The sequence below is a fragment of the Pseudoalteromonas sp. ESRF-bin5 genome, from assembly GCF_002632075.1.
Classification (GTDB): domain Bacteria; phylum Pseudomonadota; class Gammaproteobacteria; order Enterobacterales; family Alteromonadaceae; genus Pseudoalteromonas; species Pseudoalteromonas marina.
In genome coordinates, this window is record NZ_NTLW01000199.1 from 1 (window position 1) to 12,117 (window position 12,117).

The 12,117-nt window shown below is 39.0% G+C and carries 11 protein-coding genes; 10 read left to right on the forward strand and 1 reads right to left on the reverse strand.

The features are described 5' to 3' along the window. Positions 1–1,677, forward strand: a 1,677-nt coding sequence (locus BCG07_RS12090) for a xanthine dehydrogenase family protein molybdopterin-binding subunit (RefSeq protein WP_286890321.1), incomplete at its 5' end; no start/stop codon positions are given. Positions 1,678–1,743: 66 nt separating this feature from the next. Here BCG07_RS12090 and BCG07_RS12095 read toward each other — a convergent pair. Next, positions 1,744–1,941 (reverse strand): CsbD family protein, encoded by a 198-nt coding sequence (locus BCG07_RS12095; RefSeq protein ID WP_002958133.1) that lies wholly within the window; start codon positions 1,939–1,941, stop codon positions 1,744–1,746. Positions 1,942–2,293: 352 nt separating this feature from the next. On the opposite strand from BCG07_RS12095, the gene BCG07_RS12100 reads away from it, so the two are divergent. The 9 genes from BCG07_RS12100 to BCG07_RS12135 all read left to right on the forward strand — a co-directional run. Next, complete coding sequence (locus tag BCG07_RS12100; RefSeq protein ID WP_286890322.1) at positions 2,294–4,060, forward strand: DUF5666 domain-containing protein; 1,767 nt, start codon at positions 2,294–2,296, stop codon at positions 4,058–4,060. Between the two features lie 59 nt (positions 4,061–4,119). After that, the gene (locus BCG07_RS12105) at positions 4,120–4,611 is read left to right on the forward strand and encodes a helix-turn-helix transcriptional regulator (protein WP_008132348.1); all 492 of its coding nucleotides are present in this window, start codon (positions 4,120–4,122) and stop codon (positions 4,609–4,611) included. 177 nt (positions 4,612–4,788) lie between these two features. After that, on the forward strand, positions 4,789–7,215 hold the full coding sequence (gene hrpB, locus BCG07_RS12110; protein WP_243531371.1) for an ATP-dependent helicase HrpB: 2,427 nt from the start codon (positions 4,789–4,791) through the stop codon (positions 7,213–7,215). A gap of 94 nt (positions 7,216–7,309) precedes the next feature. Further along, on the forward strand, positions 7,310–7,438 hold the full coding sequence (locus BCG07_RS19950; RefSeq protein ID WP_502694070.1) for a hypothetical protein: 129 nt from the start codon (positions 7,310–7,312) through the stop codon (positions 7,436–7,438). Continuing rightward, positions 7,435–7,794: a nuclear transport factor 2-like protein gene (locus BCG07_RS12115; protein ID WP_502694071.1), complete on the forward strand. Its 360-nt coding sequence runs from the start codon at positions 7,435–7,437 to the stop codon at positions 7,792–7,794. The genes BCG07_RS19950 and BCG07_RS12115 overlap by 4 nt, the downstream gene beginning before the upstream one ends. Before the next feature lie 109 nt (positions 7,795–7,903). Next, positions 7,904–9,016, forward strand: coding sequence for an HDOD domain-containing protein (locus tag BCG07_RS12120; RefSeq protein WP_243531369.1), 1,113 nt, complete (start codon positions 7,904–7,906; stop codon positions 9,014–9,016). Between the two features lie 9 nt (positions 9,017–9,025). Continuing rightward, the gene (locus BCG07_RS12125; protein WP_006791471.1) at positions 9,026–9,577 is read left to right on the forward strand and encodes a heme NO-binding domain-containing protein; all 552 of its coding nucleotides are present in this window, start codon (positions 9,026–9,028) and stop codon (positions 9,575–9,577) included. Beyond that, positions 9,570–10,541, forward strand: coding sequence for a sensor histidine kinase (locus BCG07_RS12130; protein WP_286890326.1), 972 nt, complete (start codon positions 9,570–9,572; stop codon positions 10,539–10,541). Before BCG07_RS12125 ends, BCG07_RS12130 begins: the two co-directional genes overlap by 8 nt. A gap of 98 nt (positions 10,542–10,639) precedes the next feature. Beyond that, positions 10,640–12,117 (forward strand): diguanylate cyclase domain-containing protein (locus BCG07_RS12135; protein ID WP_286890328.1); only part of this gene is annotated, 1,478 nt, incomplete at its 3' end.

Consider the following 12,117-nt stretch of genomic DNA (forward strand, 5'->3'; position numbering starts at 1 on the left):
TATATAAATACCGGTATGGCGCACATAGATTTAACCGATTTAGTAACCGGTAAAGCCACATTTGCTGCTGATGTTCGCGAGCCAAAAGCGCTGGTGGCTATTATTGAGCGCCCGCCGGTAGTAGGTGGTGTGGTTAAATCGTTTGATGCCAGCGCCGCTAAAGCAATTAATGGCGTAGTTGATGTTATTGAAATGCCTGTACCAAAAGGCGCGCCTCAATTTCAGCCAAAAGGCGGCATTGCTATTGTTGCTAAAAATACCTGGGCTGCATGGCAGGCGCGTAAAGCACTAAACGTGGTGTGGGATGATGGTAAAAATGGCGATTATAATTCAGAGAGCTTTAAAAAGTCGTTACTGCAAACAGTGAATGAGCCGCAAGCGCATGTGCGCGAAAAAGGCGATACCACCAGCGTATTGGCTAAATCGAGCAATAAATTAGTTGCCGACTATTACGCGCCGCACTTAAATCAAGCACCTATGGAGCCACCTTGCGCCACGGCAATGTACAATAAAGACAGTGTAGATATTTGGGCTGCAACGCAAAACCCGCAAGCCGATATGAAAACTGTGGCTGCATTACTGGGTATGGACGAGAGTAAAATTAACGTGCATGTCACCATGTTAGGTGGCGGATTTGGGCGTAAATCAAAACCTGATTTTTCAGCAGAGGCCGCCTACATTTCAATGAAAACTGGTAAACCTATTCGCGTTCAATGGACGCGAGAGGATGATATTCAGCACAGTTTTTATCATGCGGTATCGGCTCAACATATTGAAGCGTCACTCAATGAAAAAGGTAATATTGAGGCTTACTTGCATCGCACGGCGTTTTCGCCAATTATGTCTACCTTTCAAGAAGGGGCATCTGCACCTGGTGGCTTTGAGCTAGACCTAGGTTTTACTGATAATCCAATTTTAGCACCCAATATGAAATTGGAACGAGGTGAAGCACCAGCAAAAGCCCGAATAGGCTGGATGCGCTCGGTCACAAATATTTTTCATGCTTTTGCTATTCAGTCATTTATTGCTGAAGCGGCGCACAAAGCAGGGCGCGACCAAAAAGACTATTTACTTGAAACCATAGGCCCTGATCGCATTTTAGATGTAACCGAGCAAAATGCCTCGTACGATAACTATGGCGCCGATAAAGACGTTTACCCATTAGATATTGGTAAATTACGCCATGTTATTGAAAAAGTGGCTGAGATAAGTAAATGGGGCCGAAAGCTGCCAAAAGGTCGCGGGTTAGGTATTGCAGCACACCGTAGCTTTTTAACGTATGTGGCAACAGTGGTTGAGGTAGAGGTATCGGACGCTGGTGATTTAAACGTGATTAAATCGTGGGTGGCTATTGATGCGGGTACGGTAGTAAACACCGATACCGTTAAAAACCAAACGCAAGGTGGTTCTATTTACGGTATTACCACTGCTATTAGCGACGGTATTACCTTTGATAAAGGTCGCGTACAGCAAAGTAATTTTCATGATTACCGCGTACCGCGTATGAGCGATTCACCTTTAGAGGTAGAAGTAGAAATAATACAAAGCGATGCGCCACCAGCTGGTGTAGGCGAGCCCGCAACGCCGGTTTACGCCCCTGCATTGTGTAATGCTATTTTTGCTGCCTGTGGTAAACGCATTAGGCAACTGCCTATAGGTAACCAATTAAAAGCGTAAATAACGTCCTTTTTTAGCCGTTAAACAAAAAAACCGCCAAATGGCGGTTTTTTTAGAAGTTAGCGATTAGTGAGTTTTTTCAAACTCATCTACTTCGCGCTCTGCTTCTTCTTTAGATTTACCATACTGCTGCTGAATTTTACCCACTAGCTCTGTACGGCTACCTTCAATTTTGTCTAAATCGTCGTCAGTAAGATCGCCCCATTTTTGTTGCGCCTTACCTTTAAGTTCGTTCCAATTACCTTTCATACGATCGCTGTTCATAAGTTTATCCTTACTTTAGGTTAGTGAATTGACTGTCAGTTATAAAGTAGCAAGCCTTGTACCAAGAGATAATAATGAATTTATTGTTCTTATTATTAGTTGGTTATATTTTTATGTTAGGTAGTATTGTTTTTGGTGTTGAGTTTTTATTAAAAATTATACATAGCAGTCTGTAATTATTTCTTAATTTTACTATTAAATATTTTATCTGATTTTATTTTTAAAAACATAATGTTAGGAGGGGTAGGTATAATTACCTATTTACTAATGGCTTATATAGGTCAATAGTTCTACTTGAAGTATCTATGCAGTATGTATGAAGTATATACAATTAACCTCTAGGATTATTAGTATGAACAAAATGAATAAACATATATTCACTTTTAGTGCGCTTACCATATTAACCGCGTGTGGTGGTTCTGAGCAAAAAGAGCAGCCAATACTCGATGCTGTTAATTCATCGGTTGAGTCTGTTTCACCTAAGCTTGTTGTAACCCAAGGTGTGATCACGGGCTTTGGCAGTATTTATGTTGATGGTGTTAAGTACAATACAGACACAAGTAACATAATGAAAAATGGTTTAAGCACTCAATTAAGCGCGCTTAGTGTTGGTATGAAAATTAGTTTTTCAGCACAAGAAAATGATTCAGGCGAATGGATTGCCCAAGATGTTGAATACGATACCGAAATTGAAGGCACTATACAAAGTATTGACCGCAGCACAGGCCAACTACTGATAGCTAATACGGTTGTCTATTATAACGACCTAACTCACTTTATTGATACGTCAGAGGCGCTCATTAGTGTGGGTCAAAGGGTTGAAATAAGTGGTTACCCGCAAGCAGATGGTACTTTTTTAGCATCGTACATTGAGGCCGATACGGATGTAAATAATGACGATCATGAATACACGGCAGGCATTGTGTCGAATTTAGATGAAGCCGCATTACAGTTTACTATTAACAATGTAGTGATTGACTACAGCTCAGCCGTACTTGATGGCTTATTGACAAACGATACCTACGTAAAAGTAGAGGGTAATTTACTTGGCGATGTTATGGTGGCAACAGAGGTTGATGCCAGAACAGTTGAAGAGTCATTAGATGTTGATGACGATAGCGTACTACGATACGAAATCGAGGGGTTAATTACGCAAATCAGCGCAACGTCTATGGGAGTTAATGGTCAAGTGTTTGACTTTGCTGATAATATTGACGTTGAAGGCACATTACTTAATGATTTAACCGTGGGTATGTTTGTTGAGGTTTACATTAATAACAATCAAGTCACTTCGGTTGAACTAAAACGCCCAGACTACTCGTCAGACGGAAAAGTAAAAGGCATTATTGAAGATATAGATTCTGTTAATAAAACGATTACTGTTAATGGTGTGGTATATGCAATTAACGAATTTAGCCGATATGAAGACGATGACGAGCAATACTTTAATTTTGATTCTTTAAATATTAACGATTACGTTGAGATAGCTTATTTGAACACGTCGCCGCTTTTAAGTGTTTTAAAAATAGAAAAAGAAGATCAAGACGAATATAACCAAGAATGGGAAATGAAAGGGCAGGTAACTGCTATTTTAAGCAATTCAATCACAGTTAACGGCGCTGAAATACAGCTAGATGCCAATGCAAAATACATTATTAATGATGTATTGGTTTCGTTAGAAACATTTTTAGCACAGCTTGTTGTGGGTGATCGTGTTGAAATTGAAGGTCAATACGATGCAAATAATGTGTTTGTACTTGGTAAAGTTGAACTTGAGAATGATGACGGTGATGACGGTGATGACGGTGATGACGGTGATGACGGTGATGACGGTGATGACGGTGATGACGGTGATGACGGTGATGACGGCGACAATGGCGACCATATCGGTGGCTATGTTGAATTTGAAGGAACAGTCACTGAGCTTTTGACTGCAAACAGCTTTATGATTAATGGCTATGAAGTACGACTCTCTGCAAATGCAGAATTAGAGCTTAATGACCGAGATGTAAATTTAACAACCTTTATGGCGGCATTAACTGTTGGCAGTATTATCGAAATTGAAGGTCAATGGGTCGGTAATCAATACATACTTGCCTCTGAGGCTGAGCTAGAGTAATTAGATGTACTATAATAACTAAGCCACATTATTGTGGCTTTTTTAATGGCTGGGTGAAAATGCATAAAGACAAACTGATTTCTTTTACATTAATTTTGATCGTTATTTTTAAATTGATTGATTTATCAATAGATATTTTAAGCAATGTGGAACCTGTGCATATTTGGCAAGAGATCATGTTAATTGTGTTATCGCTAGCCTTGTTCGTTTATTTGATGATTGATATTCACAGGCGTAGTACCAATGAAAAGTTAAATTTGGCACAGTTAACGGTTTCGAAAGAAAATATTAGGCTGCTTAATCAGCAATTAGAAAATTCAAAAGTCGTATTTTTTAATGAAATTAAAATGCAGTTCCAAAAGTGGGGATTAACGGCGACTGAAAAAGAAATTGCACTATTGTTGATAAAAGGATTATCAACATCAGAAATTGCTAGCATTAGAAAAAAGTCAGAAAAAACTATAAGTAATCAATCATCTGCTATTTATAAAAAAGCAGACGTATCTGGGAGACATGAGCTGGCAGCCCTCTTTTTTGAGATGTTACTTTAAGAGATTTTAAAATTAGTAAGCTAAAATTTTCATTCATTGAGAGAGTCGATGAAAGTTAGTTACTATTTAATTTGATAGTGCTTTACGCCTATAGTCATCAAATACTAATAATATGAATCGCCGTCGCACGATTATTTTTTGTTACAATGCGTGCAAAGCAATTTTGGGTAAATAGCAGTGCTGCCGGTTCAAAACATATATCAACAACTCGTAACTACATTACAAAGTAACCCTATAATGTTATTACAAGCACCGCCTGGTGCGGGTAAATCAACCTGGTTGCCGCTACAGCTTATGCGCGACGGCCATTATAAACGTATTGTAATGCTGGAGCCGCGCCGCTTAGCTGCACGCAATATTGCCAATTACTTAGCGCAGTGCCAAAACGAAAATGTTGGGCAAAGCGTTGGCCTTCGTGTACGTGGCGAGAGTAAAGTAAGTAGCAACACGCGCCTTGAAATAGTCACCGAGGGCATGCTTACTCGCATGCTACAAAACGATCCAGAACTTAGCGATATTGATTTACTGATTTTTGATGAGTTTCATGAACGCTCAATTGCAGCCGATACCTCACTGGCCTTTGCTTTAGAAACCCAAAGTGCGCTGCGCGACGATTTAACCATACTACTTATGTCGGCCACCCTTGATACAGAGCGCTATACGCAATTTTTTGATTGCCCAGTTATACAATCAAGCGGGCGAAGCTACCCCATAGACGAAGTATATATACCAATAAAAGATGAAAGCCGCTGGCTTGATGCTATTGCACCTTTAATAAAACAAGCACTAAACGAGCAAAGCGGCAGTGCATTAGTATTTTTACCTGGGCAATTTGAAATATCACGCGTACAACAGGCCCTTAATGACTTGCCAAGTAACTGCCTAGTTGCCACGTTATTTGGCGAGCAAGATAAAGCCAATCAGCAAGCGGCGATTGCCCCTGCGCCTGAGGGCATGCGCAAAGTTGTGCTTACCACCAATGTAGCCGAAACCAGCTTAACCATTGAGGGCATTCGCATTGTTATTGATAGCGGTAAACGCCGCGCGGCCAGTTATAACTTAAAAACAGGCGTAACGGAGCTTACAACACAAAGTATATCGCGCTCCTCTGCCGTGCAGCGAGCAGGGCGTGCGGGGCGAATAGAACCAGGTGTGGTGTACAGGCTTGGCTCAAAGCAAACCTTTGAGCGACGTAACAGTCACGACAACCCCGAAATACTCACATCAGACATAAGCCAACTCATGCTTGAAGCAAAGCAGTGGGGCGCAAATATTAGCGAACTCACCTTGCTTGATACGCCAACAACGCAGCAATGCACACAAGCAATGAGCTTACTAACTATGCTTGAAGCCATCGACGGCAAAGGCAAGCTAACCAAATTGGGCAGTAACATGCTGGGTTTTGGGGCGGATATTCGCTTAGCGCATATGCTTTTAAAAGCGCAGGCGCTTGAGACAGAACTCCCTGGTATTTACCGTTTAGCACTTTATTTAGTGGCGCTGCTTGAGAGCCGAATAAACAGTGCCAACGAGCTAAGCTTGGCGCTACATAGCCAACAGCAAAGGCCACACCCAGTATTTAAACAGCAGTTAAAATACTGGCAAAGCCGTTTAAAAGTAACCGACAGTAACAGTGAGCTAAACACCGAGTATTTAGGTTTGCTGGTGGCATTAGCTTACCCCGATCGCATTGCAAAAAAACGCGGTAATGGCTACTTACTTGCCAATGGTGCGGGCGCTGATTTAAACACCGATTACTGGCATAACGATGACTACCTTGCTATTGCAAGCATGGGCGGCCATAAAGGCACGCGTATTTTTGCAGCCACCGCACTTAGCCCATTTGAGCTACAAGGTTACTTACCGCATTTGTTTACTTCGCTTACCCGCTGTGAGTTTGATGAAAAAACCGCGCGCTTTATTCATCAAGACGAAGTAAAGCTCGGCGCTATTACGCTTACAAGCCAACCAAGTAAGCAAAAGCTTGATAAAACCGAGCGCGCTAAAGCGTGGCTTAATTTATTTACCAAGCATGGTTTTGCATTATTTAATGAACAACCCGACGCGCAGCAATTATTAATACGCATGAGTTTAGCCAGTCAGTTTATGCCTGATACGTTCCCGGCAATAAGCGAGCAGCAACTTATCAAAACAGCTGATGATTGGTTAGGCGTATATTTACAGGATATAAAAACGCTGGAGCAGCTTAAAAAGTTTAACTACTTTGAAGCACTGCAAAATTGTTTTGACTGGACACAGCAAACAGCCCTAAAAACATTGTTACCGCTTAGGTTAACGGTACCGAGTGGCTCAAATATAAAAATTAATTACCAGTTAGATGGTCCCGCAAAACTTAGCGTGCGCATGCAAGAAGTGTATGGCTTAACAAGTACGCCAATGCTTGCAAATGGCAAGCTGCCACTGCTTATGGAATTACTCTCGCCAGGTAAGCGTTCTTTACAACTTACGCAAGATCTAGCGCACTTTTGGGCTAGTAGTTATCGCGATGTACAAAAAGAAATGAAGGGTCGTTACCCTAAACATTTTTGGCCCGACGACCCAGCCAACAGCGCGGCAACCAATAGAGTAAAAAGCAAAATGTAGGTTTATTAACTTAAAAATATTTGTTTTATTTTTGAGCATGTGAATATAGTGTACCTATAAATAAATCAATACTTTTAACTACAAGGAAGAAGTGATGAAACGACTATTTACATTTGGTTTGCTATTAGTAAGTACCTTTTTGGTTGATGCTGAAGAGGCACTGGACTTAAACAAATTTGCACAGCATTACTACAGCGCCATGACCGCAACGCAAGCGCCATGACCGCAACGCAAGCGCCTAACGCAAGTGAAAAAGAGCTTGAAGCCTACCTTAGCTTATTAACGGACGATGTTGGCAGTCAGCACATACCGTATCAAGTAGATGACTCTCGCACAGCAGAGGGTAAAAAACTAATGCGTAAGGGCATGAGTTTTTACTTAGGCGCGCACACCCACTATGAAAGTGAGCTACTCAATACTTTTATATTTAACGATAGCGGTTTTGCGATTCGTTATAAAAACCACGCTAAGGGCATTCATCCGCAAAGTAAGCAGCCAATCGAGTACACATCAGTAATGATGGAAGTAATAGAAGTTGAAAACGGTAAAGTGGCGATGATCCGTAAATATCATGAATAAAACCATGCATTTACTTTTTATTAATTAGCGTCTTTGAAAGTAGGGGTATTGATAAAAATATACTACGCTTTAATTATAAACTAGTACGTTATAGCTTTAGGTGTAGTAGATGCATGATTTAAAAATCAATATTCTTATTATTGATGACGACGAACTGCTGTTACGTGCGTTAATACGCACGCTTAACCGTTTATGCCCCAGTGCTCATGTGTGCACAGTTCAAGTTGCTACTCAATTTGAACAGCAAATAAATAACAACGCCTTACCTGATATTATTTTTTGTGATTCGATGATGCAACTTCCCACGGGGAAAAACGTTTTAGAACAAGCTAAAGAGCTCTGTCCATCTGCGCTAAGGTGTTTATTAACAGGTGATATGAGTGGGAATTACCAGCTACAATTAAATAATGTAATCCATTTTCACCTAGTTAAGCCTTTTGCTCAGTCACATTTAGAGAGCGTAATAAATAGTGCTATTGTTTTAAAAACACTTCCTATTAGCGGTGAGCATCGCATTATTTTAGGGCAACTCTCTGAGCTTCCGTTTTTAGGTGAGGTAACGCAAAACCTACTCAATGAACTCAATAAAAGCGAGCCTAATATTTCTATTTTAGAAAAAGATGTTAGGCACGACCCTTTACTGGCTGGTAAGGTTTTACAAATTGCTAATTCGGCTTTTATGGGGTTTGATAGTACTACCTCGAGTGTTAAAGAAGCGATTGTAAGGATTGGCTTAATAAACCTTAGAGCAATCGTGGTTTTTTCAGAGTTATCTCATCAGTTACTTAGTAAAAATAAACAAAAAGCAATTAATCACTTAATAGACAAAGGCTATAAAAAAGCAGAGTTATCGCAATCGTTAGCAAAATATATAAAGCAAGATCGCCAAACTCAATTACTCGCATGTGCTGTAGGGTTATTAAGTGTAATAGGTGAGTTAATTATAACGAGTGATCCTCATGGCGACTTAGATAACGAAGTTGTACCTAAGTTTTTGTTAAGTGCTTATTTACTGGCACTTTGGGGGTTTGAACAAAAAATAGTCGATGCGCAATTGATTGATGAATTACCCTCAAAAAAAAGCATATCATTAACCGTGATTCACATGATTGTTGAACATGTGTTTTGCAATAATGCGTTTAACTTTAATCTTGAAGAGTTTGATTTTATAGATGACTTAGCGCTATTTCCCGACATAGAGCAATGGTGGTTAAGTAAATAAGGATAAAACATGAAAGGCATAATTTTTAGAGGCTTAGAGGCACTGGTTATTGAAAAGTGCGGTATGGCGGCATGGGATGAGTTACTTGAAAAAAACGCCCCTGATGGCCGTGTGTATATTTCTGCGCAAAGTTACCCAGATGAAGAGATAATTGGTTTAGCCCAGGATGTAGCGACAGCCCTATCGATGACTATGCCCGAAGTATTAAAAGCATTTGGTGAGTATTTGTTTGGCCACTTAAACAGAAGCCACCCAACGGTTGCGAAAGGCTTTAATAGTTTTGCAGAGTTAATAATGGGGATTGATAAGGTCATTCATGTTGAAGTCGCTAAGCTATACCATGAACCAAACCTACCAGAAATAGAGTCTAAACTGATTGAAGATGGATTTATTTTAATGCATTACCGTTCTAAAAGGCAGTTATGTATGTGCGCAGAAGGGCTTATTTATGGTGCGGCTTCGCACTACGGTATTGATGTTTCTTTAAACCATGTTGAATGTATGCATGACGGCTGCGACAAGTGCGTTATTGAAGTGAAGTATGAGGCTTTAAATGGCTGAAGACGACTATAACTACAAAAAAGCGTATTTGCGTGAAAAAGCGGCAAGAGATCAGTTAGAAGTTTTACTTGAAGATAAAACACGTAAGTTATTTTGCACTAATCAAGAGTTAAAAGAAAAGCTGAGCATGCTAAAAAGCCAGCAGGTAACCATAATGCAAACCGATAAAATGGCAACACTCGGTACGTTATCGGCAGGCGTAGCACATGAAATAAATAACCCGCTTGCTTATGTAATGAGTAATGTAGAAAGCATTAAGTACTTTAAACCAACACTTCATTCATTAATGCAGATATCTAAGCAGTTCATAGATAAGTCTATCTCGGCTTCAGAGCTTGAAGCACAATTGGTTAAGCTCGACCAAGAAACGAATATAGATTTTATTTTAGAAGATTTAGATGAACTGCTCGGCGACACTCATGAGGGACTTCAACGTATCGCTGCCATAGTAAATAATTTGCTTAACTTTGCCAGACCGAAAAATAACTTATTGGCTATGGCTGATATTACTGAGTCATTAAATGGTGCCATTAAGTTACTCGCCAATCAGCTAAAAAGTTGTCAGGTGGAATGTGATTATGAAGAGCTGCCATTGAGTTATTGTAATTTATCGGCAATTAACCAAGTGTTTGTAAATATATTGCTAAATGCAAAGTATGCGTGTGATTTAGTTGATGGCAAGCAAGGTCGAATAGTCATCAAGTTATTTTCAGACGAAAAAAATATTTATATTGAAATTGCAGATAATGGCTGTGGAATGGACGAGCAAACTAAAAGCCATATTTTTGAACCTTTCTATACAACAAAACCAGTAGGGAAGGGAACGGGGATGGGAATGGCCATCGTTTATAACGTGCTAAAAGAGCATAATGGTTCAATTGAGGTAGAAAGTGAGCTTGGCGAAGGTACGCTAATGCGCTGTACCATGCCAATAACATTAATGCCGGAATCATCGTTAAACTAATTATATTGGCGCAGAAGAAACCCAAGCACATTTAAAAAACTATAGATAAGCGCTATTTATAAAATGAATTAAGCTACTTCACACCCTAGGGCCTAATAATGACATTAAGATTTTTTGTAATAATAGGTACTTTAATTTTAATGTGCTTTGTGACTAGCTTATTGGTTAGCTATCGATACTTTTTTACGTTACCAACTATAAATGAAAACATTAAAGACTACCAAAATAGAGAGTTATTAAGCCTAGAAATTGCATTAAACAGAGAGTTTGTTTTCTTAAAAACCCTAAATTACGATTATGCGGTGTGGGATGACTCTTACGATTTCATGACGAGCTTTGATAAAGACTATATTGAGTCAAATTATGTGGACGATACCTTTAAATCACTCAAAATAGATGGTGTATTTATTTACGACATGAACTTTAAACAAGTTTATGGGCATACTTTTGATTACATTCAGGAGCAATCCTTTGAGCTGCCAGAATTTGATCTAAATACTCATTTACCTAACCGTACTATCCTACCTTATAAAAAAAATACGTCAGAACACTTCGGTTTTTTAAGAACAGAGCATGGCCCTGTTATGTTTGCATCGCACGTAATTCAACGAACAAATAAAACAGGAGAGCCTGTTGGTAGTATTGTTTTTATTAAAAAAGTAAGGAAATCACAAGTTGCTATGATGGCAGAAGTAGCGCAAGTAAAACTTAGCTACTCAATAATAAATGACGATAGCGCAACACAAAATTTACTTGTTTTAAATGGTGGAATCCAAAATGAGGGAATAGCCACTGAGCGACAAAGAATATTGCTAGACATAAATGGTAACCCATTACTGACAATGAATATTGAGCATCACCATCAAAGGTTGCCTGTGTTATTTGACTTGTATTTAATTATTATTTTAATAATGTTTTTTGTAGCCTCTTTAATAGGTTTTTTTGTTGTTAATCGTTTTTTTATTACACCATTAATTAATGGTGCATCGGCAATCAATTTAATGTTACTTAAAAATGACCTTCAACCGCTTCATTTTAAAAATCAGTTTTTAGAAATGCGTGTACTTATAAATGGTTTTAATTCCTTAATAAAAGAGGTCAAAAAACAAAACGAACAACTTGAAAAAATAAGTAAAATAGACGAGTTAACGCAAATTTATAACCGACGTGCCTTTGAAGAAATTTACACATTACAGTGGCATGATGCCCACAATCAAAAAACAACGTTGGGATTAATGCTAATTGATGTTGATTACTTTAAGTTGTACAACGACTTTTATGGTCATCAAGAAGGAGATAGTGCCTTACAAGCACTATGCTGTGTTTTAAAAGAAACCGCCAAATCAAATAATGGTATAGCAGCACGCTATGGAGGTGAGGAATTTATAATGCTGTTTAACCAGCTTTCGTTTGAGCAATTTGAACTAATATCTCAACAATTACGAAAAAATGTAAATGCGCTTAAATTAACTCACAAAGGCTCTAAAGTAAGTGATGTTTTAACTATAAGTGTAGGCTGTGCTTTTGCAACGGCAAAGGCTATGGATAATGAAAGCATCACAGCCAAATCATTAAT

Coding starts and splice junctions, on each gene's coding strand:
- BCG07_RS19950 (WP_502694070.1), top strand. CDS start 7,310: ATGAAACGACTATTTACATTTGGTTTGCTATTAGTAAGTACCTTTTTG.
- BCG07_RS12100 (WP_286890322.1), top strand. CDS start 2,294: ATGAACAAAATGAATAAACATATATTCACTTTTAGTGCGCTTACCATA.
- BCG07_RS12095 (WP_002958133.1), bottom strand. CDS start 1,941: ATGAACAGCGATCGTATGAAAGGTAATTGGAACGAACTTAAAGGTAAG.
- BCG07_RS12130 (WP_286890326.1), top strand. CDS start 9,570: ATGGCTGAAGACGACTATAACTACAAAAAAGCGTATTTGCGTGAAAAA.
- BCG07_RS12105 (WP_008132348.1), top strand. CDS start 4,120: ATGCATAAAGACAAACTGATTTCTTTTACATTAATTTTGATCGTTATT.
- BCG07_RS12125 (WP_006791471.1), top strand. CDS start 9,026: ATGAAAGGCATAATTTTTAGAGGCTTAGAGGCACTGGTTATTGAAAAG.
- BCG07_RS12115 (WP_502694071.1), top strand. CDS start 7,435: ATGACCGCAACGCAAGCGCCTAACGCAAGTGAAAAAGAGCTTGAAGCC.
- BCG07_RS12120 (WP_243531369.1), top strand. CDS start 7,904: ATGCATGATTTAAAAATCAATATTCTTATTATTGATGACGACGAACTG.